This is a genomic window from Mumia sp. Pv4-285, from assembly GCF_041320275.1.
Lineage (GTDB): Bacteria > Actinomycetota > Actinomycetes > Propionibacteriales > Nocardioidaceae > Mumia > Mumia qirimensis.
The window spans coordinates 706334-731833 of sequence record NZ_CP162023.1; the positions used below are offsets into that span (position 1 = coordinate 706334).

Below are 25500 nucleotides of genomic sequence, written 5' to 3' on the forward strand. Positions count from 1 at the left end.
TGGATGCGGCCCTCCCACCCTCCTGGCTGGACCGGGCGCACGCTCTTGGGCATGCGATCATGGCGCAACACCGCATTCGGGAGGACGCCCGTGTCTCGACTCCCTGCAGTTCCTGCCGTGGCGCTGACGGCCTTGATCGCCGGCTGCGGAGCCGGCGACCCTTACGTCGCCGTGGAGGCGGGCATGCGTGATTGGCTCGTTACCGCGCATCAACGAGACGAAGCTGCGTGCGATCACATGACTGATGAGTACCGTCGCGCGCTTTCGGCCGCATCAACTTCGAGCTCTGAGGGAACCGAGTGCAGCCGGGCGCTGACAACGCTGGCCCCCGATGCGACGGTCATGTTGCCGCCGGCGGACGCAGCAATGGATGTTCCGGTGTGGGATCCGTCCGGCGAGGCGCTTGTCGAGGTGAAGGATGGCTCGACGGTGGTCCAGTTCTGGATGCAGGTCGACGGCGACCGCTGGCGGGTGGCAGGAACACCTGACTGATCCACGCCTTCATGCCTTCTTGGTGCTCCTGCGCCGCCCGCCAGCGGCGTAGTAGGCAAGCTAGATAGATGGTGAAGACGGCCAGCTCGTCCTGAAGTCCTCGGCCGCTGCGTGCGTCTTGAATTCCAGCACCGCGATGTTGTGGTGCTGCAAGGCATCCAGCACCGCCTGCGGCTCGACCTTGAAGAACTCCTTGCGCAGGTTCACCTTGTTCAGCCGCTGCGCTGCGAACTCGCGATGCAGCATCGCCTCAATCCCCACTGCGTCATCGCTGAAGAACAACGCGTGCACGTCGAAGATGAACGGGACGGACGCGTCGCCGAGCTCGCGGACTCGGTCCATTGGGTCGAGGCGTCGTGTCATTCCGATCTTGACCACGCCTTCGCCGAACGCACCGACGTTGGAGATGACATAGACGTAGCCGGCACGGATGTTGGCGGCCCGGTAGTCGGCCTGGGCGATCTCGGCGTCGATCCGGGCGAGCTCGGCCTCAAGCGCGATGGCAGCGGCTTCATCACCGGAATCACGGAGTCGCTGGATCGAGTTGAGGTAGTGCGTTCTCTCCTTCTCCAGCCGCTCTTTCTCCCGCTTGATCTCCGCCTCGAGCACCTTCTGCTCCCTCAATTCGGCGCGGCGCTCACGCTCCAGTTCTTTGGCGGCAGCCAACGCCTGGAGGTGGCGTGCGGCAAGTTCCAGCTCTTGGAGCCGAAGGTGGTGGTAGTACTCGGTGACCGACAGATCGATCATCGTGCCCTGCTTCGCGATCTGTTCACGCGCAGTCGAGAGCCGCTTCTGCGCCGAGGCGAGGTTGCCGGCCTTCACGGTCTTCACGGCGTTCTCTGCCTCGGCGTTGTAGGCGCGCAACATGATTCGGCTCATCTGGTTGACGAAGGTGCGGCCCTTCGCGGCTGAGTTGTTGAACGTGAAGTTCGACGTGGCGGTGATCGCGTTGCCGATCTTGTTCGTCTGCCTGATTTGTGAGCGCAGCGCCTCCAGATCGGTCGCCAATGCTGCCGATGCCTCCGCTGGGTGCTCGAAGTCGAACAGGCCGAACTCCTCGAGCGAAAGCCGGTCCCTGGTTACGATCATTGCGGCCTCTAGATGCGCCTTCTCGGCGTTGAGTCGGTCGACCGAACTCTTCAGGTCGGCCTCTATCTGGCGTAACTTTTCGATGTGGGATGCCCGCTCCGCGGCATCCATCGCGTCGAGATCGGCGAGCATGCCCTGCAACCGTGCATTCTCCGTCTGTAGACGAGTGGCGACCGACTTTGCGTTGAAGGCAGTGATCTTCTCCGGTGTCGCCTGCGGCACGGTCACAGGGGTGGTCGCAAGGGAACCGGCAGCCGTCTCCTTTGGGACGTCCGGTGTGGTTACCGCAGGCGGGAGGGAGACAGGCTCCGGTTGAGGGGGACCCGTGGCGTCGACGTGCTGCTGGCCGTTGGCTCCCACATGATCTGTCCAGCGCTGCCCATCCCAGAAGCGATGCTCAAAACGGCCGGTCGGATCCGGGTACCAGCCGGGTGCTGTCATCCCCATGTCATCCCCAGAGCTCGTTAATCGATGCTGACCGAGCCAGATTCCCAGGTCAGGGCTCTTGCCGCGATTCCGGGGAGCCCAAACGCGGCGGCTTAACGCACGTGCGCAGGGTAGGCATGGGACTGCTGCACGCGGACGATGACGCGCGCCAATCCTCGGGGCGGGTCGGACTCGTCACGCTCAGCGGCCATTGCGACAGGAGCCGATCCTTCATGCGGATGGCTGCACCGGTTTCGCGCAGCCTGAGTCGTCTGGCGACTAGGCTGCTCGAAGTCGGACAACTTACGGGTAGGGAGCCATGACATCAGCTGTTGCCGTCGAGACTCTTCGCCCGACCGACACGTCCGCGGAGACGCCGCGCATGGCATTGATACTCGTGGACTTCGACAACCTGTTCCCGCGCACCATTAGCGAATCCGAGCTTCGCCACGTCCTAATGCGCTTGATCGAGCGAACCGTGAGTGCATCAGCGGTCGGCACATCGGTCCGTGTTCGCCTGTATGGAGGTTGGGTCTCCAACGGGGTGCTTAGCAGGCGCGGAAGTGAGGTCGCCCTCGCGGCCTCGCAGGCCGACCCGTTTCCATTGGTCATTGGGCGCGGCGTTGTTCGTGGGTCAGTTGAACTGGCTCAATCGTTGATATACGAGCCGTCCATTGTCTTTGAAGACACATATAGGAGGCGAAGTTCGACGCCACGGCTTCGTCTTGCTGCTTCACCTCCAGACGGATGCGCCGAGTGTGAAACATGTCCTGCGAAGATTCTTGTGCGCTTTGCGAAGGGACCCGGTTCCACATGTCCAGCGGAGACCTGCTCGGTAACTGCCGGAAGCGCATTCATTGTGCATGAGCAGAAGATGGTCGACACGATGCTTAGCTGTGATCTTCTTCAAGCTTCACTTGACTCCGCCATCGGCACCATCCTCGTGGTGTCCGACGACACCGACTTCATACCTCCGCTGGTCGCAGCGGCAGGAATTTGCAAAGGAACAGTTGCGGTCGTCGCGCCAAACGGGACGCTCGGGCAATCGATGCAAACTCTGCTGAACGCCAAGGGAATCAGCCTGTTCGACCTGGAGGACCAAAGTGGAACTGAATGATCTTCGCGAGGACCTTGCCGCCTTCGCCGATGAAGAGGAAGACGTCGCCGTCGATCCGGACGGCAACTTCATGCTTGTTCGTGGCGGGCGCGAGATCGTCGCTCGCCTTGTCGACGTAGACGGCAACTCGATGGTCGACTACGAAGGTGGCACGATTCCATACCGCAAGTTCTTGACGCATGAGCTAGGCAGGCTGGATCAACTCGCCGAGCGGCTGACTCGCCGTGAAGCCGTGTCGGCGTTCGTTGACAGTCGCGTCTCAATCTTTCGGCCCGCTGAAGATCTTCGATCCGGAAAAGCGCTCGAGATTCTAGAGGAAGAATGTCGGCAGGTCCCGCCGTTTTCGGCTCGTGTCACGTTTCTTACCGCCGACGCGGGACACGGAAAGACGGCGGTACTGCGGGAGCACCAAGCGCGGCAGGCTCGGCGTTTTCTGGACGGCACCGGAAGCTACGTCTTCTGGCATGTCGACCTTCAAGGCCGACAACTATTGCGTCTGTCAGAGGCGCTCATGGGCGATCTTGGCGACCTGAGAATTTCGGGCCTTTGGATGCCCGCTGTGCTTCGCCTGATGCGGCAGAAGGCGCTCGTCCTGGCGATCGACGGGTTCGATGAGTTGGCGGCGGAGCAAGGCGGTACTGATGCACTCGGGTCACTTGCAACGCTGGTGAGCCAGTTGAAGGGCCAGGGCGTTGTGATCGCCGCCGCCCGTCGTAGCTTCTTTGACACGGACGACTACCTGCGCCGTGCGGGCGTCATTGAACGGGCAATGACAAGCCCGTGTCAGTTTGACCAGATGTCGCTCTTGCCCTGGGATCGCGCAGAGGGCGTGGCCTACCTCCAGCGGGTTTCGATGGGGGACAACAAAATCCGAGATCCGGAGTTCACCTACGCCGAAATAAGTGCTGAGCTCGGAGACGACGATGGCCATCCGATGGTCACCAGACCATTCCTCTTGACTCAGGTCGCCCGCGCTCTGCTGATATACGACCTTGACCCAGCCGAATTCATCCGCGCGTCAGACGATCCGCTGAGTGGCGTCGCCGCCGTCGTCCATGCTTTCGTGACGCGTGAAGTGCAGGAGAAGTGGGTCAGTTCAGAGACTGGCGAGCCGTATTTGTCAATCGAGCAGCATATGCAGATTCTTGCCGACGTCGCTGAGGAGATGTATCGGAGTCAACGCGATCGTCTCGAAATTGATGTCATCGAAACGATCGCAACACTGTTGCTCGATCAGTGGGGAATTGACCCGAGTCGCCGGCATCAGATCCTGGAAATGGTTCGGATGCACGTTCTCCTGGTCCCGACGGGAGGCGGCGGCGACCGCATGCGGTCGTTCGATCACCCGGAGTTTCGTGACTACTTCATCGCCTACGCACTCAAATCGCACCTCGAAGTGGTCATGGATGGCGGCAACGGGTCTGACCTCTCCAGATATCTAAGCGTCGCTCAAATATCGGACTCCACAGCGCGGTACGTGTGCGGCATGCTTGAACGAACCGAGGATCGAGTCACGACGCTGCTCGCGACTCTCGAACGCGTTGTCGCGCGCGAGTGGAAGCCGACCTTCCTACAGGTGAACGTCGGCACCCTGATCCCATTCGTATGTGACGGGCTCTTCGCTGGCTCGACGGCTGAGTTCAGTGGACGGGTGATCTACTCAAGTCTTGCCTTCGAGCGGAGCCGTCTGCACAACCTGACCTTGGAAGGTGGCTCCTTCGTCAACGCCAGCCTCGGTCACTCTGACTGGACCAACGTGCGACTGCGCAAGTGCGCCCTCGGGGAAATCATGTTGAGCGCAGATTCACACTTCGACGGCGTCGTCTTCGAGGACTGCTCGATCGACGGTCTCCGTATCTCGCTCGACGATGAGGAAGATATCCGTGAGTATGCGCCCGATCGCATCGCCTGGCGTCTTGAGGCCGCTGGCATCACGCGAGCCGAGATCGATGACGAAGTGATGCTTCCCGTCCAGTTGATCGAGTCACCGATGGAGAAACTTGCCCATCGCGTGGTCCGTCTCTTCAGCCGGACGACTGTCGTCAGCGAGAACCAGCTGGTGCACCGCTTCAAGGCTGACCATCAAGCGGTGATCGATACTCTTGTGCCGTTGCTAGAGGCCCACGAAATTCTTCAACCTCGCACGTGGAAAGGGGCCGGCCAGTCGCGGGTCTGGGCACTTACGGAGCGGTTCGATGACCTGCTTCAAGCCCAAAGTGGAGTCGGAAGAGCAAACCTGGTCGAATTCTGGCGGGCGGTGCGCGCGATCAGTTGACACTTCAGATCGGGAACCACCCTCTCCTGGGCCGCTGCGATCTGGGCCAGAAGCTGTCGCAGCGCTGGTCGTTGGGCCGCCGCTGTCGTGGCGGAACAGTCCGGCGTTGTGGATAGCCGCTGGCTTTCCACACTTACCGCCAAGCCCCTTGTGCCTCGCGCGGACAGTGGACTCCTATTGACGGGGGTTGACGCAACGGTGGCAACAACGGTTGCGCCGCGTCATGGTGGTGTATCGGACGCTTCGGGGGGCGGCGATGGCTACGAGGTTGAAGCAAGCGAGGCTGGAGGCCGGCTGGTCACAGATGCAGCTGGTTGGGCGGATCAAGGCGGTTGGCGCGGAGGCGGGAGAGAACCTGCCGAACGCCGAATCGATCAAGGCGTCGCTCTCGCGGTGGGAGAACGGGCGCCGCTATCCGAGCGACTGCTACCGGAAGATCCTTCGTCAGATCTTCGGCAAGGACGACGTCGAGCTCGGACTGGTGTCGAACGACCAGGTGCTCGACATTCCGGCGGCGGAGGCACTAGCAGCGCAGCTTGATCTGTACGAGGCGAAGTTCGATTCGTTGGTTGCCAACTTGCGGGCGGCGACGGAGAGCATCCGAGCACGCGATCGAGACTTCGGGGCCTGCAGTCTTCTCGACTCGACCCGGGTGCACGTCGAGCAGATCGCAGAGCATCTCGTCAACTCGGTCGGGGAGCGACAGCGGGTCGAGTTGGCCCGGTTGCTCGCCGACGCACTCGCCGGCTGGCAAGCGCTTGACCTCTTGTCACTCGTTGCGTCTTGGCGTCTCTACGCGACCGCGAACGGCGCCGCAAGAACAGCACGCGACGCCGCTCTCGACGCGTTCACCACCATCGAGCAAGCCCAGGTGCTCGTCCTGCTAGGACGTCAGCGCCGCGCCGCCTACGTCGCAGGCGAGGTACTCGCAGCGGTGCGGGGTCGCGTGGCCAAGCCGGTGGAGTGCTGGGTCTCCGCGGGTGCCGCAGAGTTGATGGCTCTCGCCGGTGAGTACGAACACGGACTTGCCCTCCTGTCGCAGGCGGAGAAGCTGGGGCCGTCCCTGGACAGCCCGCTTCCGCCGTACCTGGTGTTCGATCGCGCGAGCCTCGATCGCTGGATCGGCCACACTCAGGTGATCCTCCAGCAGGACGATGCTGTCGAGCGGCTGGAATCTGCACGGTCGAAGCTTGCAGGTCCGCCGACGGGACGGGCGGGAGCATCGCTCGAGATCGACCTGGCTGCCGCGTACCGGCGTGCGAAGGACGACGTTGCGTTCAGCGAGCATCTGGAGTGCGCCGAGCGGCTCGCGATGGCGGTCGGCTCGCAGCGTTGCCTGATGCGGATCAAGGCCCTGAAAGGTGTGCCGGCATGAGGCCCCATAGGCGCGTTCTTCACAGCCGTTGCGCCGATGTGGTTCCCTGGAATCAGGAGGCCGGGGCAATGGCACGAGCAGATGAACCCCTCAAGCGTCCCGATCGCGTCATCATCCTGGACGCGAACGACCCGATGGTCGAGATCGAGGGTCGGATCGTGTGGCAGGAAGAGCACGATCGAGTCGTGGAAGAGACGCGTCTCGCCGCGTACCGAGACGGGTACGACGCTGGCTGGCGTGATGCCGCCGCGCGGCCGGTGACAGTCGAGGTCAAGCGTCGCCTCAGCGCGGTTGGATGGTTTTGGACGATCGTCCTCGCTGTCGGGCTGCTGATCATTCTCATCATGGCGGCCCCGCTCCTGTTCATGTGAGTTGACGGGGGTTGCGCCCCCAGCGTCAACAGGTGTCGTCTTCCCGCTCCATCCCTTTCGGCGTGTGCTGGTTCGAAACGAGCCGACACGACGGACAGGGATTCTCATGGGGGCGTACGCGGGAGCTGGGCGGCGATGAAGACCGCCGCGTTCCTCGCGCTGTCGCCCGCCGTGGTCCTCGCTCTGGCGGTGGGGCTGCTGGTGGGTGTGCGAGCGCCCGAAGCGTCGAGCGCGCTCTGCTCGCTCGCTGCTGGACCTGCCACCGGCGCTCAACCCGATCTCGACACCGAGCAGCAGAGTGTCGCGTCGACGATCGCCGACGTCGCTCGCGAACTGGAAGTTCCTGCTCGCGGACTCGTCGTCGCGTACGCCACCGCGCTGCAGGAGTCGGGTCTACGGAATCTCTCGTACGGCGATCGCGACAGTCTCGGGGTGTTCCAGCAGCGCCCTTCCCAAGGCTGGGGGAGCGCCGCACAGGTCACCGATCCGCGGTACGCGGCGGCAGCGTTCTTCGGCGGTCCTGACGGGCCGCCAGCTCCAGATGGTTTGTTGGACGTACCGGGGTGGGAGACGCTGCCGGTTGAGCAGGCTGCGCAGGCGGTCCAGGCGAGCGCAGACGGCTCTCTGTATGCGCAATGGACCGAGCGGGCCACCGCGATCGCGGCGTGGGCAGCCAAGGGGCTCGGATGCTCCGCTGACGCTACGGCCGGCACATGCCCGCCTTCCGGCCTGCCGGTCCTGTCGGGGCTTGTCGCCTCGGCACAGAAGGTCGTCGACTGCGTCTTCGCCGAGTGGAAGATCACGAACATCGGCGGACGGGCGTCCTCCGGTCACATAGCCGGCTCCGACCACTACACCGGTCGCGCCGTGGACGTCATGATCGCGAGCTGGACCGGCGTCACGGGCATCGCTCAGGGCGACGCGGTCGCCAGCTACTTCGTCACCAACGCCAAGGCGTTCGGCGTCACATATGTCATCTGGCGAGCCCGCATCTGGTCCGTCAACCATCCGCAGTGGAGCTCGTATGGGCATCCCAGCGGGTCATCCAACCCGACCCTCATGCACATGGATCACGTCCACGTGTCCGTGGCCGGGGACACCGCCACACAGTGAGGAACAACCATGTCCATCAAGTCACTCTCATCAGTCAACGTGACACCGAACCCCAACGAGCTTCCCGGTGGAAATGTCATTCAGCAGATCCTTGACGGGCTCGGCGGCTGGGCACTGTGGGGAGCGCTCGGTGCACTCCTCATCAGCACCATCGTGTGGGCGGGAGGATCGTTTGCCGGCAATTTCCACGCGGCGAGCAAGGGCAAGATCGGCGTCGTCATCTCGCTCGTCGCCGCACTGCTCGCCGGAGCGGCGCCCGCCCTGATCAACTTCTTCAGCAACCTGGGCGAGCAGGTCTGATCCGATGACTACGCCCGCGCTGCAGTGGCTCGTCGTGAAGATGTGCGCCTGGTGGAACCTCGTCTGCCAAGGCGGTGAACAGGTCGCTGACTCGGGCCTGTCCGCGATCACGAAGTCCACCGCCAACGGGCTCGTCCAGCTCTTCAGCGGGATCACGAAGGTGGTCGACGAGTCCACCCAGGTCCCGCTCACCGATCCGACCTACCGCGACGTGTACGCGGGATTCGTCGGACTCGCCATCCCGATCATCACCGCGGTCTACTTCATCGCTCTCCTGGCAGCCGTCCTTCGGCGGGACCCGACGGTCCTTGTACGGGCGACGCTGGGCGTAGCGGTCTCCGCGATCGGTGGCGCCGTCTACATCCTCTTCGCCCAACTTCTCGTGGCGATGGACAACTGGCTGTCGCGAGGCATCGTCTCCGTCACGAGCGCCGACTTCGGCGAGCAGATGGACGAGCTGGCAGAAGGGTTCTCGCAGATGGGCGCCCAAGGTGACATCGCGGCGAACATGCTGATGCTCCTGCTGATGTTCGCCGCTCTCATCGCGGGAGTCATCCTCTGGGTGATCCTGCTGCTGCGGAAGATGGCGATCCTGGTCGTGGTGGTCTTCGCCCCCCTGCTCATCGCGGGCTGGCTGTGGGGGCCGACTCGCGCGTGGTCTCGGAAGGCGACCGAGACGCTCGTGGCATTGGTGTTCTGCAAGTCGGTTATCTTCGCGATCTTCGGCGTCGGGATGCGCCTGCTGTTCCGTGGCTTCGACCAGTCCTTGTCAGACTTCGTCGGCGTCGTGGTGCTGCTCTGCGGAGCATGCTTCGCCCCGCTCGTGATGTTGCGGCTCGTCCACTTCGCGGCCGACACACAGTTGGCGGGCGAGATGATGGCGTCGCTCAAAACCGGAGCCCGTCCCATCACCAGTCACGTGCCTGTCGGAAGCCTGGTGCACGCGGGCGGCGGCCGCAGTGACATGGCGCGTGACTACGCGCGAGGCGGATCCACTCAGCCGGCGGGCGGAGCGACGGTCGGTGGTCCCCAGGGCTATGGCCCCTCGGCAGGCAGCAGCACTGGCGCTGGCGGTAAGTCCGGTGCGGTCAAGGGCGCTTCGGGCGCCACGACCGCCGGCGCCAAGCCGCCCGTGCCGTCCGGAGCCGCCGGCGGCGGCGCCTCCAGTGCGGGCGGAGGTGCGGTCGCAGGTGGTGCGGCTGCCGGTGTCGCTGCCGTGGGCGTCGTTGCTGCGCAAGCCGCCGTCAAGGGATCGAAGAAGGCTGCTGCGTCCGCTTCCTCCGCTCAGGGGGACTTCAACGACGCGGTCGCGCCCGGGCCCGACGTCGGTGGGACCGGTTCGAACCATGACAAGGGGAACTGACGATGACTTCGTACGAGACGCAGGAGTCCTACCTGTTCGGCCCGCGCGATCGTGGCGCGATCCTGCTCGGACTACGCCTTAACCAGCTGCTCCTTCTGACAGAGGGTGTCATCCTCATGATGATCGGGTTCGTCGCCGGCGGAGGAAGCGGCGGACTGCTGGGACTCCTGGCGTTGTTGGTATGCGCTTTCCTCGCCTTCTTCCCGGTTCAGGGGCGGCCGATCATCGACTGGGGTCGACCCGTGGCGAACTATGTCGCAGGTCGCCTGTCCGGTGAGGCCACCTACCTCGGTGGGCCTTGGGCAGTGCACAAACCTGTCGGCGGAGCAGACCGGATCGCGCTTCCAGGCGGACGCGATGTCATCGTGCGCGAGTTCCGAACCGACGCCAGCAACGTCGCCGTCATCCGGGACGGACATCGTTGGACCGCGGTCGTCCAGGTCGTCGCACCGGCGTTCCCGCTCGCTGACCGTGCGACCCAGCATGCGCGGGTCACGTCGTGGGGTTCGTTGCTCGCGCAGCTCGGCCAGGAGGGCTCCCGGCTCGCGGCGATCCAGTGGCTCGAGCGCACCATTCCCGATTCCGGTCGCGGTCTCGACGACTGGTGGCGCGAGCGGGGCGATGCGACATCGCCCGCCGCGGCAGCGTACGAGCAGCTCATCTCTGACAAGGGGCCGAGCGCGACGCGGCACGAGTCGTTCGTCGTGATCTCCATCGACAGTCGGCGGTGCCGTCGGGCTATCCGCGCAGCCGGTGGCGGACGCGAAGGTGCCGCAGCCGTGCTCACTCAGGAGCTGACGTGGATCGAGAGCGGACTGCGTCGCTGCTCGGTCGACGTCGTCGGCTGGCTCGGTGCGCGCGACCTCGGACGGCTGATCCGTACCCAGTACGACCCGGCGTCGACGGTGGAGATCGACAGGCGCGGACGCGAAGGGCTCGAGCGAGGCGTGGCAATCGACGGCGCAGGACCAATGATCGCGGAGTCGCGATTTGGTCATTCGCGCACTGACAGCGGCTACCACGCGACGTACTGGGTGGCGTCGTGGCCGCGGATGCAGGTACAGGCCGCCTGGCTCTATCCACTGCTCGTCCTCGGCGGCGTACGGCGGACCCTGTCACTCACCGCTGAGCCGGTGGCGCCATCGAAGTCGTTCCGCGAGATCCGCAGCGCCAAGGTGCAGAAGCGCACCGACGAGATCAACCGCCAGAAGATCGGCCAGATCGAGTCTGCACAGGACGACGAGGAGAACCTGACGCTGGAACGACGTGAGCGCGAGCTTGTGCGGGGTCACGTCGAGTACCGCTTCAACGGCTACGTCACCGTCACCGCCGCCACCGAGCAGGAGCTCGACGATGCTTGCTCTCAGGTCGAGCAGGCTGCTGTACGGAGCGTCCTTGAGGTGCGCCGCGTCTATGGCGAACAGAATCAGGCGTTCATCGCGGCCGCACTGCCGCTTGCACGTGGGGTCCGATCATGACCGACTACCCGCGACTGACGTCCCGGCCAACCAACGCGGTCGTTGAGGAACCCGCCGTCAAAGTCAGCCGAAAGGAGCGCCGTGCTGCGCGCGCCGAACGCCCATCGCGGTGGCGAGACGCCCGTATGGCGGCGGCAGAGCGACGTGCGGTGGAACTCGAGCAGTACCGCGACGACCGCATGCCGTGGCGGCGCCACTCGGGGCGGATGCCGTTCCGGATGCGCCTGCCGGTGCACCGAGCGACGACAGCGAACCTCCAGGCGATCTACCCGTTTGTGATCGAGACCGGACTCGGTTCGGAGGGCGTCTACATCGGACGCGAGACCGGATCGCAGGCGTCGTTCGTGTACGACCCGTGGCGGCTCTACCAGCAGCAGCTCCTGACGAACACGAACGTTCTGCTCGCTGGGGTCATCGGTCGAGGCAAGTCGGCTCTCGCGAAGACACTCGCCTATCGGCTGTCGGCCTTCGGGGTGCGTACCTACGTACCGGGTGATCCGAAGGGTGAGTGGGGCCTGCTCGCGGGGACCCTCGGCGTCGAACCGCTCGCCCTCGGCCGCGGCCTGGCGACACGCCTCAACCCGCTGGAGACGGGATCGCGCCCTCAGGGCACCCCGGAGTCGGTGTGGCTGGACGACGTACGCGGCCGCCGAATCTCGCTTCTCCAGGCGCTCGCCGAGACCGGCCTCGGCCACCGGCTGACTCCCGTTGAGCGCAACGCCATCTACCTTGCGCTCGATCGCGTCGTCCGCTCCGATGCGGATGCCTCACGGCAGCGAACGCCCCTGCTGCCGGAGGTCGTCGAGGCGATGATGCGCCCCTCCCAGGACGACGCCAACTCACTCGGACTTCGCAGCGGCGCCGAGCTCGCCGCGCTGTCACGCGACGCATGCCTCGAACTCCGCCGCCTCATCGTTGGCGACCTTGCGGGACTCTTCGACGGCGCGACGACGCACCAGCTCGACATCCACGCGCCCATCCAGGTCGTCGACACCAGCCGCCTCGCAGGAGACGACACGGCTCTCGCGCTGCTCATGTCGTGCGCGTCGGCGTGGATGGAGGCCAGCATCAGTGACGCCACCGCCGGGAGGCGGCTGGTTGTCTACGACGAGGCGTGGCGGGTCTTGCGCGTCCCCGCGCTCGTCCGGCGCATGCAGTCTCGCTGGAAGCTGTCGCGAGCACTCGGTGAGTCGAACCTGGCCGTCGTCCACCGCATCTCCGACCTCGGCGCCGTCGGCGACGCGGGATCCGAGGCTGTCGCTATCGCGCGGGGTCTCCTCGCCGATTGCTCGACGCGCATCATGTACGCGCAGGAGAGCGACCAACTCGAGTCTGCCGCGTCCGCCCTCGGCCTCACCGACGTTGAGACCTCCCTCCTGCCGGGGCTTCCGAGGGGACGTGGCCTGTGGAAGGTCGGGCGCCGGTCGTTCATCGTCGATCACGTCCTCGCAGACCACGAGCTCGAGATCACCGACACGGACGCGAGGATGCGATGACCAGCCCGGCGAAGGAGCAGCCGGTCACCGACGTCTTCGCGACAGCGGTGATCACGATTGGCGCCGCGATGATTGCCGGGACGGTTGTCCTGTGGGGCGCAGCCGTACTGGCATCGGGTGTGACCGGCGCCGGTTGGCACACCGGCGATGTTGGGCAGGCCCTGGATTTCGCCGGCGCGGTGCTGTCTGGCGACCGGCCGAATGACGCATGGATCGCCACAAGTGGTCGGGCGACGTGGGGCGGTGGCGCGGCCGCGTACTGGTCGGCGGCTGTGCTGCTGATCGGACTCGGCGGCGGTCTCGCGTGGATCGTCTGGAGAACCCTCCACGGTCGAACCTTGACCCGCCGCAAGCGTCGGTCGGATGCCCAGTGGGCTTCGCGGCGCGACGAACGCGGAATGGCGGTCCGCAGCGACCCCGCCACAAGGCCGTATCGACTCGTCGCAGGCCGCAGCAAAGCGACACGTCGTTGCCTCGCGGCCGACGACTGTGTCTCCGCGGTCGTGTTCGGACCGAACGGTGCCGGAAAGACCGTCGGGCTGATCATCCCCAACGTCCTCGAGTGGGCAGGGACAGTCGTGATGACGACAGCCAAGCCTCAGGATCTGACGCCGGTGATCGGACGCCGGTCAGCGCTTGGCCCGGTCTGGGTGGTCGCGCCAGGCGGTGCGCCGGGCACGATGACTGCGCGATGGTCACCGGTGGCGTACGCCGCCGATCCCGAAGCAGCCGATCGGATGGCGGACTGGCTCGTCGAATCCTCGGGGATGACCGGCGATCCCAAAGCACGGCCGTGGAACGCGCAGGCGCGGAAGTACCTGAAAGGCCTCCTGCTGGCGGCGAACGTTGATGACCGTGGCATCGACGGGTTCATCGAGTGGGCGTACGAGGGGGAGCTGGCGCGAGAGCGCGTCGAGCAGATCCTCCACGAGCACCGATTCACAAACGTGGCGCGCGAGTACGCCTCGACCTGGCAGATCCACGAGGAGGGACGTGGGTCGGTGCTGTTCACGGCGTTCGGCCTCGCCGACACATACAACCGGCCGACCGTGCGGGCAGCCGCAGCGTGCAGCGACTTTACCGCTGCTGAGCTGTTCGACGAGGACCGCCCCGGCACGCTACTGCTCGTCACTCCGCAGTCGGAGACCGAGCGCTACACGCCGTACTTCACCGCGTTGATCTCGTCGATCGTGCACGAGGCCGAGGTTCGTGCGGCCGAACGTGGCGGACCGATCGAGCCTCGCGTTCTGCTGGCGCTCGACGAGGCCGGCAACGTGTTCCGCTACCCGCGGTTGCCGCATCTGCTCACGACAGGTCGAGGCAACGGGATCCAGTTGTTGCTTGCGTACCACGACATCGCTCAGATCGAGCACCTGTACGGCGGACGCGAAGTCGCTCGCACCGTGCTCTCGAATGCCAAGCTGCGCATCCTCCTCGCGGGAGTCGGTGACATCGAGACCCTCCGCTACTTCTCCGACCTGCTTGGCCAGACACGCGTACGACTCGGCGGCGAACAGACCGGACCCGACGGCAAGCGCTCGCGCAGCCACTCCGAGCAACGCGAGTCGCTCGCACCGCTGCATCTGCTCCAACAGCTCCCCGACGGTGAGGCCGTCGTGCTTTATCAGAACCTGCCGCCTGCTCGCGTGAAGCTCCGGCGCTGGTACGCCGACAAGGCGTTGCGACAGCTCGCGAACACACAGGAGGAGGCGAGGACGTGAACGACATCGTCGAACCTCGTACCGGCGAGGTTCTCGACATCACGACCGTCGAAGGGCTCGCGCAGGCAGCCGTACTCCTCGACGAACGCACCCGGACCCTCGCGCAGATGCTCGACGATGCAGTCGCGACACCGGCCGGTGTCAACGTGCCGTCGCAGTGGTCCTGGCGAGGGCAGAGTCCCCACGGCACGCGGACATTGTGGCGAGGCCTGGCCGAGTGGGTCGGGTGGCTGCGCGGCCGCTATCCACTCGCGCGGCAGATCCCACCCTGCTGGTGGCGCCACCCCGAGCTCGTCGAGGAGCTGACCGCACTCTGGGTCGCCTGGCGCGAAGCGTACGCCGATCCCGAAGCGCCGATGACGTCACCGATCGACTGGCACGACCGTTGGCTCCCAGCGTTCCTCCGGCGCATCGGCGCCGGCGGATGGAACATCTCCTGCACCGACGAACACAAGGAACGCCCCGAGTCGACGTACGACGCCCGCGCTGTCGATGACGACGAGGCGTTCGCCGAACACATCACGCGAGAGAGCGCCGACATGAATGACAACCCATCGCAGATGTCCATCGACGATGTCGCCAGCCCCGACGCCACCGTGCTCACCGGCATGCAGATGCGTGCTGCCGTCCAGGCCGGTGAGGCGATGCTGCTCGGCAGCCTTCCCGGGTCGCCGATCGCCCATCGCGACCACTACTGGGTACCCGAGGGTGACGATTGGATCCGCGTCAAGGACGAGGCAACGATCGCTTTCCTTCGTGACGCCGAGCGCCGCCTGGGTCTTGCCGACGAAGCGGTAGATCGAGTCGCGCCATGACCAGCATCACCGCGGCCACCGAGCGTGCAACGCTCGGCGCGATCCTGCTCGAAGCCGCGCGGTACGACGAGCTCAAGGAATGGCTCCAGCCCGACGACTTCGAAGGTCTCCATGAGCGCGCTACCTACAACGCGATCGACACCGTACGGATCGCGAGCGAAGACGGCGTCACGCCCGACGCCGTGAATGCGTACCTGCTTGCCCATCCCGATGCAGTCGCCAACCCGGCCGATGGATCGTTCCTCGCCGACTGCATGCACCAGTGCCCCAGCCCTGACCGGGCTGTCTACTACGGCCGGATGGTGCTGGAGTTGTCGATTCAGCGCACCGTTCGGCGGCGCGCAGAGATGCTGGGGACGCGGGCCCGCAACGCAACGACTGCGGTAGAGCTCAACCGCGTGTTCGCCGGCGTCGACTCAGTGCGCCGGACCGTCGAAGACCTGCATCAGCGGGAAGCCCGCGCGGCAGGTGCATATTCCGTGGCGCCGCTGCGGTCCGACGACCTGCCTGCTATCCGACCCGCGCCGTACCTGGGAGAGCCCGACCTCGAACGCCGTGTGGTGCGTGCCTTGATCGCGCAACCGACCGCGATCCGGCACGTCACCGACTGGTTGTCGGATGACGACTTCAGCGACGTCCACAATCGCACCGTGTTCGCCAATGTCGTCGAGATGTATGAGGCGAAGGATCCGATTGACCCCGTGACCGTGACGTGGTCGCTCGCCCAGGCGGGACAGGTGTCGGCGATCGCCGATGTCATGGGTGGGCCACCGGGAACAGATCGCGATGCGGAAGCACAGGCCGAAACGGACGGCATGAGTGCTGTGCCGCTCGCGAAGCGGCTCCTCGAGGTGTCGGTTCGCGCCCGGATCATCGCGACGTCGGACGACTTGGAGCGCTCGGCCATCCGCCGTCCAACGACCACGGCGGAGGCACACCGCCGCATGCTCGACCTCTGGCCGGAACAGCGGCGGCTGATCACGAGTCGACGCGGCGAGACGACGTGAGGTCGCGACGTCATGCAGTGGGGTGAGATGCGGGCGTTGGCCATTCGCCGCGACGTGTCAGCGGCGCGCTTGGCGCGGCTGGCGTACGAGGCGAGCGGCTGGCTGATCGAGCTGGCAACCGAACGCGGTGAACTCGACATTCACACGGCGTCGCTGGAGTTGTCGCTCGCGACCCAGCAACTCAACGGCGGCGAGGGCGGTGACATCCCGACTAGCCCGGACACTGGCCTGGATCTCAGAGACCTCGCTCTGCTCGTGAGCGAGATCGCTCGAGCGGCCTCGACCCGCTGCTCGAACACGGTGAATGAGATCGACGCGGCAATGCTGCTGGAGTCTGCAGCGCGTCGTCTCGAGCAGGTCGGTGCGTGATGGTGGTGACGTATGGCGAGCTGCTTGCCGAGGCGACGGTCGCCATGTTGGACGGGTGCACGGGGCTGCAGAAGACGAGACGAGCGGAAGCGCCGTCTCGAGTATTCGAGGCGTACGCCGACCTGGCCGCCAAGCTCACTCTGCACTTCGACGCGATCGTGCCGATGCGCAGCGGCAACCAGTTCGTTCGCGGTGAGTGGCACCCTGTCCGGCTCGGCGTGACGACTGAGGCCGTTCGGCAAATCCAGGCCGACGTGAGCGATGCGTTGAACTGGCGCGACGCGACGAGCGGTCGTACGCGACGAACCAAGGCCGACTCGTCAGTGGTTCTCCCGTGGCGCAGAGCCGCGAAGCTCTTCGGCCTCGGCGCTGACGTGATCAGCGCTCAGACACTCCGCAATGGGATCGCCGTGACACCGGACGCACTCCTTCTCCACAACCGCGCGGTCGTCAGACGCGCACTGGCTGACGTCGGCGATCTCCTACGAGTGGTGGCCGATGCGTATCCATTGGTCCACTCGGCGTGCAGCGGTCCTGACACCGAGTTGGACCAGCGACTGGCGATGCTCGCTCCAGTCATGGCACGCGTCGCCGCGCGGTGTGAGGTCGTCCGCCGCGCGGCGACGCCCGAGACGCCGAACCCGCTTGCGGCGTTCCGGTTGCCGCACTCGTTCGATCTCGATGACCCAGATCCGCTGACGCGCTTTCGTGAGCAGCTCGGCTTCGTCCGTAGCCGAATGTTCGGCTGGGAAGGCGACCGGCTCTGCGGTGCGGGCACACTCCGAGATGCTGCGACCCTGCTCGCCGCTGGATACCAGTGGCTGGGCCAGTCCACTGGCGATGAACGGCACTCGAATCGAGCGAACAACTGGGCCATCCTTCGCCGAGAACTCACTCCCGTGTGCGTCGCGGCAGCAGACGATCCCGTCCTCACCCGCATCGTCTTGTCCGCATCGATGACTGTGTCGACTCTCAGGGGTGAACGGGCGCCCCAAGCGATAACTGCGGACTGTGCGGCCCGGATCCGGTCAAACCTCGAAGACATCGGTGCATCCGTGGCGAGGATCGTCCGTGGACTGGACCGCAAGCGCGAACTCCGCGTGGAGGCCCGTGCGATCGCAGACGAGTTCCATTATCGAGTAAACGGCCGCGGCGCTGAATCCAATCGGTACTGGTCGACGGTCCTCGCGCCCCGCGAGCTCGCCGACCGCCTCTCCGCGCTCGCCGCAGGCGACCCCGCCGTGCACACCCGCCCCTCGCCGATCGGGCGCGCCGCGACGACACCTCTTCGGGTAGCGCAGATCGGGGGGCCCAGAACCCATCGCGGCCGTTCCCTATGATTCGGCCCGCGCACGCTCCGGCTGATGTGGGTCACCGCCGTCAGAGATCCCCTCCCTGCCCGTGACGTCCTGTGTGGACCGGTGCTCGACTCCACCCTTTCCATCATGTCCCCGCCCTTGGCGGGCCGCACTGACCGCCGCGTCGAGGTCACAACGACCTTCGTCTCGTTGGTGATGTTGGGGCGACGCGATCTCGTGGTCGGGATCACACTGCTCAGGACGGGAGCCAAATTGCCTTGCACTGGCGGACCTGCCACGCGCTCTCCGGTGCTGACACGGAAGCGGATGCTGTAGATCGTTGGTGATGAACTCTTGGCGGGACGAGTCCAGAGGGACGTCGTCCTGATTGAGCCGCCACTCAGCTTGCCGACCACCCGAGCCGGTCAATGCAATGGGCAGATCGCCGTTGCAAATTGCTGTTACATTCCTCCCCATGCGCTCCCGCCGCCATTGGTTGACCAGCCGAGCCATCACTTGCGCAACGGTCGTGGCGCTAGGACTGACTGTGTTCATCAGCGCTCCTGCCGTCGCAGATACGAGCGGCTCTGCCTATGCGTATGCAGGGTCGGGCCATCAGTACGCGAGCTGGAGCCTTTCGTCCCGGCATCTTCGGCTTGGCGCGTATCCGAGCGCGAGCATGTCAACTGACCGTTGCATGGACTCGATGCTCGATTGGCAGGTGTCAAATGGTGACCATTACGACTCTCGGGTTGTGCGCTCCTGCAAGCCCAACGGGGCAGCAACTACGGATCCTGGTGGGAACGGCTATTGGCAGGAGCCATCGGATTGGGGTGGGGTGAACGTCGTCAACATGCAGAAGGGCTTCGGGTACGTGCTCGACGACGACTTCGTCAACGGCGGGTTTGTGTTCTACGGAATCGAACGGTTCTCCGGGTCGGGCACCGGAGCCCTGTGCACGTCCGCGCCCCGGACGTGCACAGATAGGTGGGCGAGGGTGCGGACCCTCTACCAGGATGGCCATTTCGAGTCATGCAACTCCGATCCGACGAGGTACGACGGATGAAGACTTCTTTCGAACTCCTCTTTCGGAGGGCCGCTTTGGGTGGGGGCGTCGTCGCCGCAGCGTTAGCGCTGACTTCCTGTGGCGCCGTCAGCCATGAACTGCCACCCATGAAGGCGCCGGCGGACGTCCACGTCCAAGCTCAGGCGCTGTATGAGCAGTTCGCCGGAACAGTGGACGAACGAAACGCGGGTAGCCTCCTTCGCGCGCACCGGCTCAATGCTGGGATGGATGCATGTCTCGAGAGTGCTGGATTCCCCGAGTGGCAGTGGTCGCTGTCGCGATCGTTCGCGTCGCCCGCGGATGCACTCGGCGCCAGCGACTGGTTCGCGGAACCGCTTCGCCCCGTCTGGTCAGAGAACGAAATCGCCTCGGCGCCTTTCATGGCGGCTGAGGCGGAGATGAACCGCGATGACCACGGGCGTTCGCCAGCCTATGAAGCCGCCATCGACAAGTGCTTGGCGTCCACCGAGCCAGTATCTGACGCTGAAGCCGACGCCGTCAGCGCTCCGGAGGGCACCAAGAAACTCGTCGACGCGTGGGACGACGCGCTGGCTCAAGCCGACGACGAGCTTGGCGGCGACGACGCCAAACGCGGAGCTTGCATGCGGTCCTCTTCTCTTTCAGTCCTCGATGAAACAGGCCAAACCTACGACGAGCTCGGGCCTGCGATGAGCTACATGGCCGCCAAATCGGGACCCGCGCCGGCTGGACCGAGCGACCCGCGCGCAAAGTCGCCCGAATGGCAGCGTTTCCTCGCCCAGGAACAAGAGGTGCTCGAGGCCGACTTCGCCTGTCGGAAGGACGCCTACGAACAGCACATCATGGACCTGGCGCCGCTGATCGAAGACTTCGCCAGCGAGCATGCCAAAGAGATCGAAGCGGTCGAGGCAGAGTGGCGCGAGATCACCGAACGGGCCCACAGCCTCGAGACGGAATGAGGGAGTGCGTGACCACGTCGGTGCTGGTCGGCTACATCCACCATCACTGCGAACGGCTCGGGCCGAGCCGATGTGCACCTGTCTTGGTGACGGAGTAGTTACTCGGAGAATCTGTGCACGTACCGTCCACCGGACAGCACGGATTGGCCTCGATCATCGCGGGTCGATGGACCCGTCGGAAAGAACGCAGCCAGTGCTTCGCCGCGGGGCGACGGCTTCGCCGGGGAGATGACTCCGACGCCGCGGTAACTCGGCCTCATCCGGCCCTCCGGCCAGGCATGAGGCCCGACCCCAGCACCTGATACCTCCTCGGGAGCTGTGCGTAACGGTGTACTCGCCGCTCCGCAACGGTGGCAGGGCGGATCCGAATCACTGAGGCGGAACCATCATCACCAGAGGTGGGCCTCTATGTTGCAAGTCCTCGTTGGCGGTGCTGGCGTTAATCTGCGGTGAGGTGGGTGCGGTCTTGTCGCCGTACCGAAGAGCAGGGCGCTGAGGCTGGAAGTCTTGTCACGCGGGTTGCCGTAAGGCAGTGAGTCGTGCCTCGTTTGCGCTGGCCGCACCCACCGCGACAGCTTCGTTGGCTACCGCGTCGGTCGCCGCCGACTCGACCCGGGCGCGGGCGTCGTGGCGCATCGCTTGGTAGACGAGGTCTGACAGTCGTCGTTTGAGGCAACGCATGGCTTCGCGTTTGGTCTTTCCCTGGGCGCGTTTGCGGTCGTAGTAGGCGCGGCCTTCGGTCTGCTCACGGATCTGGGAGAGCGCGATCGTGTAGAGCGCCCGATTGAGCTGCCGGTTCCCTCCCGGGTTGAAGCGATGCCGCACCGTGCGCCCTGAGGAGGCCGGGATCGGCGCCGAGCCGTTGGCGGAGGCGAAGGTGTCTCGGTTGGGGTAGCGGGTGACGTCGACAACCTCTGCCATGAACCTGGCCGCGACCAAAGGACCGACACCGTGCATCTGGGTGAGGCTCGTGCCTGACTCAGTGACGAGAGTCGCGATCTGACGCTTCACTGCCGCGGCTTCCTCGTCGATGTCGAGGACCCGTTCGAGCCGTCGGCGACACAGATCGGCCCGGATCGACACCTCCCCGTCGAGCAGCGCGAGCGCCTGACGGACGCGACCGCGGGTGGCCAGGCTGCGGATCTGCTTCTGATAGCCCGGGTGCAGGCCGCTGAGCTCGGCGTGTACCCGGTTGACCAGTGCGGTCCGCTCCGCGATCAGATCGTCGCGGTAGTCGAGCAGCGCCCGCAGGTCAGCGGCCGGTCCGACAGTCAGCCGCACCGGCGGCAAGCCCGGCTCGCGGGCGGCGATCCGTGCGATCGCCAACGCGTCGACCGGGTCGGTCTTGCCCCGACCGACCTGGGCGCGACGCTCACGCGACGTCATCAGCGTGGGCACCTCCACGATCGAGACATCCCACTCAGGAGTCCAGTCGATCGCCAGATGCACCGCGATCGCGCGACCGAAGTTGCCCGACCCCTCGATGCCCACCCGAGACACACCATGGGCCTCGAGCAGCTCGACCAACTCCAGGAAGCCTGGCTCGGTGTTCGGCAGCTGTCCTGCTGCGACCTGGCGACCGCCGTGGTCGACCACAGCCACCGCGAGGGTGTCCTTGTGAGTGTCGATCCCTGCAAACACGCGTCCTACCTTCCCTACTTGGCCGCTAGGCCGGCGACGCGCATGCACCCTGGGACCCGTCAGCAACCAGATGCCCCATGCCTCTATCGAGCGTCCACGCCGACCGCGGAACCACCGCCGGGAGGCATCCACCTAGAAGCCTCTACCGACCCGCACGCGAGTCGCTGGGCAGCAAGAGGTCGGGCCTTCCCGACGTTGGCGCGGCACCCGGAGACGACCCCCGGGCCCACCCTGTTTACAGGGTGCAAGAGGTGTGCTCGCTTGCGGTCTTCGACGCGCTGCGCTGGGGGATGAGAATGGTCGGGTCGTCTGGCGACGTCGGTTCACACTGGTGCGGGTGAGTCCGTAGAGGTGTTTGGTGTGGGGTCTTCGGGTTCTCTGGATTGTTGCTGCGAGCACGTGGGTCTGTATCCCGGTAGAGGATCCTCCAGGCGGCGTTCTCGGCCGTGATGGCCGCGGCCGTTCGCGACCGGTGGGGGGTGGTCGCGGTGGAAACGATGTTCGAGCGGGTCGCTGGACTTGATGGGGCGGAGTGTTTGGTCTTGGGAGCGACGAGGGTGAGTTCGTTGCCGGAGATCTGAATTGCGTGGCTCACGTCGAGGGCGTGAGTGGGGCGGGCCGTGCGACGCGACGTTCTGTAGGTGCGCGTCACGACCACTGCCCCTAGGTTCGTCCGTGTATCCCGTACTCGTTCAACGGAGGTTGTCGTGGGGGCTGTTTCGAAGGAGCCGACGAGGTTCACGGTTGAGGCGAACGCGTCGGGTGCGGCGCGTTACGCGCTGGGTGACCGCGCCGACTTCGCTGACGTCGAGCGAGGGCTGATTGCGAGGTTCGACGAGATCAAGAACGAGCGTGGGGAGACCGTGCTCGACGCCAGCACGTTCAGCTTCATCCGGCAGGGCGAGGATGCTCCGGCCGGGGTCGACGCGAGCCTGTGGCGCCAATCGCAGCTGGTCATCCAGCTGGGTCTGTACAAGGTGGTCGACCACCTCTTTCAGGTGAGAGGCAACGGCGCGAACCTGACCATCGTGGATGCGCCGGAAGGTCTGGTCGTCATCGACTGCATGGAGGGTGTGGAGATGGCCGCGCAGGCGATGCGGCTGTTCCGCGAGCATGTGAACGACAAGCCCGTTGTGGCGGTGATCTACACCCACACGCATTTCGACCACTATGGCGGCGTGAAGGCCGTCGTCGACGAGGCCGATGTGGAGTCCGGCGAGGTTGCGCTGGTCGGCCCCGGCACCGTCGAGTCATTCAACAAGTACGCCCTGGGTGAGAACGTCATCGTCGGCAACGCGATGTCGAGGCGCGCGAGCTATACGTTCGAGGCTCTGATTCCTCACGGCGTGAGCGGCGCGGTCACGCAAGGCATCGGCCCAGGCGGCGGCTCGCATTTCACGACCACCTACATCGCGCCGAACGACAGCATCACTGCGACGGGTGAGACGCGCACGTTCGGTGGCTGGGAGTTCGAGTTCCTCTACGCGCCCGACACCGAGGCGCCTGAGGAGATGCACATCTGGATCCCTGCGATCAACGCCGTCACCTGTGCCGAGAACGCGAACCACACCATGCACAACATCCAGACGCTTCGCGGCGCCCGAACGCGTGACGCGCGCAACTTTGCGCGCTACCTCGACGAGACGCTCGTGCGCTGGGGCGACCGGGTCGAAGTGCACTTCGGACCGCACACCTGGCCTGTGTGGGGCAACGCCAACGTCGTCGCGTTCCTCGAGTCGCAGCGCGATCTCTACAAGTACATGCACGACCAGACGTTGCGGCTGGCGAACCAGGGCTATCACCCGATCGAGATCGCGGAGATGGTGCAGCTGCCGGACGCGATCGGCAAGAAGTGGTTCAACCGCTATTACCACGGGTCGCTGCACCACAACGTCCGAGCGGTCTTCGCCAAGGAGCTTGGCACGTGGGATGGTGACCCCGCGTCGATCTGGCCCCTGCCCCCTGCTGAGAACGCGCGGCGGTACGTGTCCCTCCTGGGCCGCGACGCGATCCTCGCGGAGGGAACGCGAGCGATCAGCGAGGGAGACTACCGATGGGCTGTTCAGATCCTGCACCACCTGGTGTTCGCCGACCCCGCTGACGCGCAGGCGAAGGAACTGCAGGCCGACGCGTACGAGCAGCTCGGGTATCAGCAGGAAGCCCCTCAGTGGCGCGGCATCTTTCTCACCGCAGCGCAGGAGCTACGTGAAGGAGCCGCGACGGAGGGCGGACTCAACACAGCAAGCTCGGAGACCATCCTGGCCATGCCGATGGACCAGCTGTTCGACTTCGCGGCGATCCATGTGGTCGGTGAGCGTGCGGCCGACGTCGACCTGCGGATCGGAATCGTGGTCAACGACACCGATGAGAGATGGACTGCGTGGGTCCGAGACGGCGTCATGAACGCGCGCCCGCAGGAAAGCCAGAACGTTCAGGCGACGATCACCGGACCGAAACAGGCAGTGGTCGCCGTTCTGCTCGATCCGTCACGGGCGGGCGACCTTGTCTCCTCCGGTGTCCTGACGATCGACGGCGACGAGTCGGTGCTGGCGTCGTACGGGTCGGTCCTCGAAGACTTCGACCCTCACTTCAACCTCGTCACACCCTAGGCCGTCCTCGCAACACGTCCAGCGCGAGGCCGACGACCTCCTCCTCGAACCCCGCCCGCGCACGCAGATGGGGGATAGTAACGAGGCTGTTCACGAGCGCGATAGCGGCGTGGACGATGATCCGCGCCTCGTTCAGCGGCAACTCGACAAGGCGCGCCCACCGGTCGACGTACTCGCGTTGTACGCGTCGCGCCGACTGCTGTCGCGACTCGGGCAGTCGGGCCGTCTCTCGGAAGAGCAGCCCCGACAGGCCGTCTGGGCGCAACGCAGGCGAGACGTACGACCGTACGACGAGCTCGAGCGCGTTGTCAGTGTCCTGCGCGCGTGACAGGGCCTGGCTGAGCCCGAGACGCAGCCCCTCGCTGGCACGCGCGTACACGGCGAGGAGAACGTCGCTCTTGCTGGGGAAGTGGTTGTAGACGCTCGCGGCCGTGATGCCGACCGCGGCACCGATGCTCTCCATGGAGACCGCGTCGAACCCCTGCTCCCTGATCAGCTGGCCCGCCGCCGCGACGATGCGCTCGTGGGTCGAGGCCGCGAATGCGTTGGCGTACGGGCCGACGGCGACGGTCTCAGCCGTCGCTACGTCGCGTGCCGGGACGGCTGGGGTGTCGCATAGGGCGACGGCTGAGCCGGTCAGGAGTGATTCGAACCGCGCGGCGGAAAGTGTGACGCGGTGCTCGAACGGGCTGGCGAGCACAGCGAGGACGGCCCAGGCGACCATGTCCGCATTGCTCGGGTCGAGCTCGGGACGCCGCGTCTGCACCGCCGCCGCGACCCGTCCAGCCAAACCACGGAGTCGCGCGCGGGCGATCTCGTGCTGGTCCGGCGCGAGGTCTCGGGCGTAGCGCTGCCAGACGAGACCGCGTTCCCGTGATCGGACGGTGTGGCGGGCGAGCGCCGCGAGGAGAGTCTCGGGGTGGGGATCGTTGATCCCCACCCCGAGTTCCTCGTACTCGTCGAGCAGCGTGGACAGTGCAGCGAACAGCAGATCCTGCTTGCTGCGGAAGTGCCGGTAGAGGGCACCTGCGCTGATGCCGACGTCGGACGCGATGTCGTCCATCGAGACGTGGTGGTAGCCATCGCGGTGGAACCGGACGATCGCCGTCTCCACGATCGTCACTCGTCGGTCGCGCGGGCG

The 25500-nt window shown here is 65.5% G+C and carries 21 protein-coding genes; 18 read left to right on the forward strand and 3 right to left on the reverse strand.

All coding sequences use genetic code 11. The annotated features are described in order from the left end of the window. Nucleotides 1-117 precede the first annotated feature (117 nt). Nucleotides 118-492 (forward strand): hypothetical protein, encoded by a 375-nt coding sequence (locus AB3M34_RS03400; protein WP_370617674.1) that lies wholly within the window; start codon nt 118-120, stop codon nt 490-492. Between the two features lie 60 nt (nt 493-552). Here AB3M34_RS03400 and AB3M34_RS03405 read toward each other — a convergent pair whose 3' ends face one another. After that, a complete protein-coding gene (locus AB3M34_RS03405) occupies nt 553-2028 on the reverse strand; it encodes a DUF4041 domain-containing protein (protein ID WP_370617675.1) in 1476 nt (491 codons plus the stop codon). Between the two features lie 853 nt (nt 2029-2881). Here AB3M34_RS03405 and AB3M34_RS03410 point away from each other — a divergent pair. From AB3M34_RS03410 to AB3M34_RS03485, 16 genes are all read left to right on the forward strand, one after another. Then, entirely contained in the window at nt 2882-3124 is a 243-nt protein-coding gene (locus AB3M34_RS03410; protein ID WP_370617676.1) for a hypothetical protein, read from the forward strand. After that, a complete protein-coding gene (locus tag AB3M34_RS03415; RefSeq protein ID WP_370617677.1) occupies nt 3111-5399 on the forward strand; it encodes a hypothetical protein in 2289 nt (762 codons plus the stop codon). The genes AB3M34_RS03410 and AB3M34_RS03415 overlap by 14 nt, the downstream gene beginning before the upstream one ends. Before the next feature lie 268 nt (nt 5400-5667). After that, the gene (locus tag AB3M34_RS03420) at nt 5668-6774 is read left to right on the forward strand and encodes a helix-turn-helix domain-containing protein (protein WP_370617678.1); all 1107 of its coding nucleotides are present in this window, start codon (nt 5668-5670) and stop codon (nt 6772-6774) included. Nucleotides 6775-6842: 68 nt separating this feature from the next. Then, nucleotides 6843-7145 carry a hypothetical protein gene (locus AB3M34_RS03425; RefSeq protein ID WP_370617679.1) on the forward strand — a complete coding sequence of 101 codons (303 nt, stop codon included), beginning with the start codon at nt 6843-6845 and terminating at the stop codon, nt 7143-7145. A gap of 135 nt (nt 7146-7280) precedes the next feature. After that, nucleotides 7281-8258, forward strand: coding sequence for a hypothetical protein (locus AB3M34_RS03430; protein WP_370617680.1), 978 nt, complete (start codon nt 7281-7283; stop codon nt 8256-8258). A gap of 9 nt (nt 8259-8267) precedes the next feature. Further along, nucleotides 8268-8558 carry a DUF6112 family protein gene (locus AB3M34_RS03435; protein ID WP_370617681.1) on the forward strand — a complete coding sequence of 97 codons (291 nt, stop codon included), beginning with the start codon at nt 8268-8270 and terminating at the stop codon, nt 8556-8558. 4 nt (nt 8559-8562) lie between these two features. After that, complete coding sequence (locus tag AB3M34_RS03440; protein WP_370617682.1) at nt 8563-9921, forward strand: type IV secretion system protein; 1359 nt, start codon at nt 8563-8565, stop codon at nt 9919-9921. 2 nt (nt 9922-9923) lie between these two features. Continuing rightward, a complete protein-coding gene (locus tag AB3M34_RS03445) occupies nt 9924-11399 on the forward strand; it encodes an SCO6880 family protein (RefSeq protein WP_370617683.1) in 1476 nt (491 codons plus the stop codon). 149 nt (nt 11400-11548) lie between these two features. Beyond that, on the forward strand, nt 11549-12895 hold the full coding sequence (locus AB3M34_RS03450; RefSeq protein WP_370617684.1) for an ATP-binding protein: 1347 nt from the start codon (nt 11549-11551) through the stop codon (nt 12893-12895). Continuing rightward, complete coding sequence (locus tag AB3M34_RS03455; protein ID WP_370617685.1) at nt 12892-14616, forward strand: type IV secretory system conjugative DNA transfer family protein; 1725 nt, start codon at nt 12892-12894, stop codon at nt 14614-14616. The genes AB3M34_RS03450 and AB3M34_RS03455 overlap by 4 nt, the downstream gene beginning before the upstream one ends. Further along, nucleotides 14613-15431, forward strand: a complete 819-nt coding sequence (locus tag AB3M34_RS03460) for a DUF4913 domain-containing protein (RefSeq protein WP_370617686.1) — start codon at nt 14613-14615, stop codon at nt 15429-15431. Before AB3M34_RS03455 ends, AB3M34_RS03460 begins: the two co-directional genes overlap by 4 nt. Next, nucleotides 15428-16438: a DnaB-like helicase N-terminal domain-containing protein gene (locus AB3M34_RS03465; protein WP_370617687.1), complete on the forward strand. Its 1011-nt coding sequence runs from the start codon at nt 15428-15430 to the stop codon at nt 16436-16438. Before AB3M34_RS03460 ends, AB3M34_RS03465 begins: the two co-directional genes overlap by 4 nt. Before the next feature lie 12 nt (nt 16439-16450). Then, the gene (locus AB3M34_RS03470; protein ID WP_370617688.1) at nt 16451-16807 is read left to right on the forward strand and encodes a hypothetical protein; all 357 of its coding nucleotides are present in this window, start codon (nt 16451-16453) and stop codon (nt 16805-16807) included. Next, nucleotides 16804-18147 (forward strand): hypothetical protein, encoded by a 1344-nt coding sequence (locus AB3M34_RS03475; protein ID WP_370617689.1) that lies wholly within the window; start codon nt 16804-16806, stop codon nt 18145-18147. Before AB3M34_RS03470 ends, AB3M34_RS03475 begins: the two co-directional genes overlap by 4 nt. 796 nt (nt 18148-18943) lie before the next feature. Then, a complete protein-coding gene (locus AB3M34_RS03480; protein WP_370617690.1) occupies nt 18944-19171 on the forward strand; it encodes a hypothetical protein in 228 nt (75 codons plus the stop codon). Beyond that, nucleotides 19168-20109, forward strand: a complete 942-nt coding sequence (locus tag AB3M34_RS03485; protein WP_370617691.1) for a hypothetical protein — start codon at nt 19168-19170, stop codon at nt 20107-20109. Before AB3M34_RS03480 ends, AB3M34_RS03485 begins: the two co-directional genes overlap by 4 nt. A gap of 510 nt (nt 20110-20619) precedes the next feature. Here the strand turns inward: AB3M34_RS03485 and AB3M34_RS03490 are convergent. Continuing rightward, on the reverse strand, nt 20620-21882 hold the full coding sequence (locus AB3M34_RS03490) for an IS110 family transposase (protein WP_370617692.1): 1263 nt from the start codon (nt 21880-21882) through the stop codon (nt 20620-20622). 575 nt (nt 21883-22457) lie between these two features. On the opposite strand from AB3M34_RS03490, the gene AB3M34_RS03495 reads away from it, so the two are divergent. Continuing rightward, nucleotides 22458-24359, forward strand: a complete 1902-nt coding sequence (locus AB3M34_RS03495) for an alkyl/aryl-sulfatase (protein ID WP_370617693.1) — start codon at nt 22458-22460, stop codon at nt 24357-24359. Here the strand turns inward: AB3M34_RS03495 and AB3M34_RS03500 are convergent. Continuing rightward, entirely contained in the window at nt 24349-25473 is a 1125-nt protein-coding gene (locus AB3M34_RS03500) for a TetR/AcrR family transcriptional regulator (protein ID WP_370617694.1), read from the reverse strand. The genes AB3M34_RS03495 and AB3M34_RS03500 overlap by 11 nt on opposite strands. Nucleotides 25474-25500: the final 27 nt, after the last annotated feature.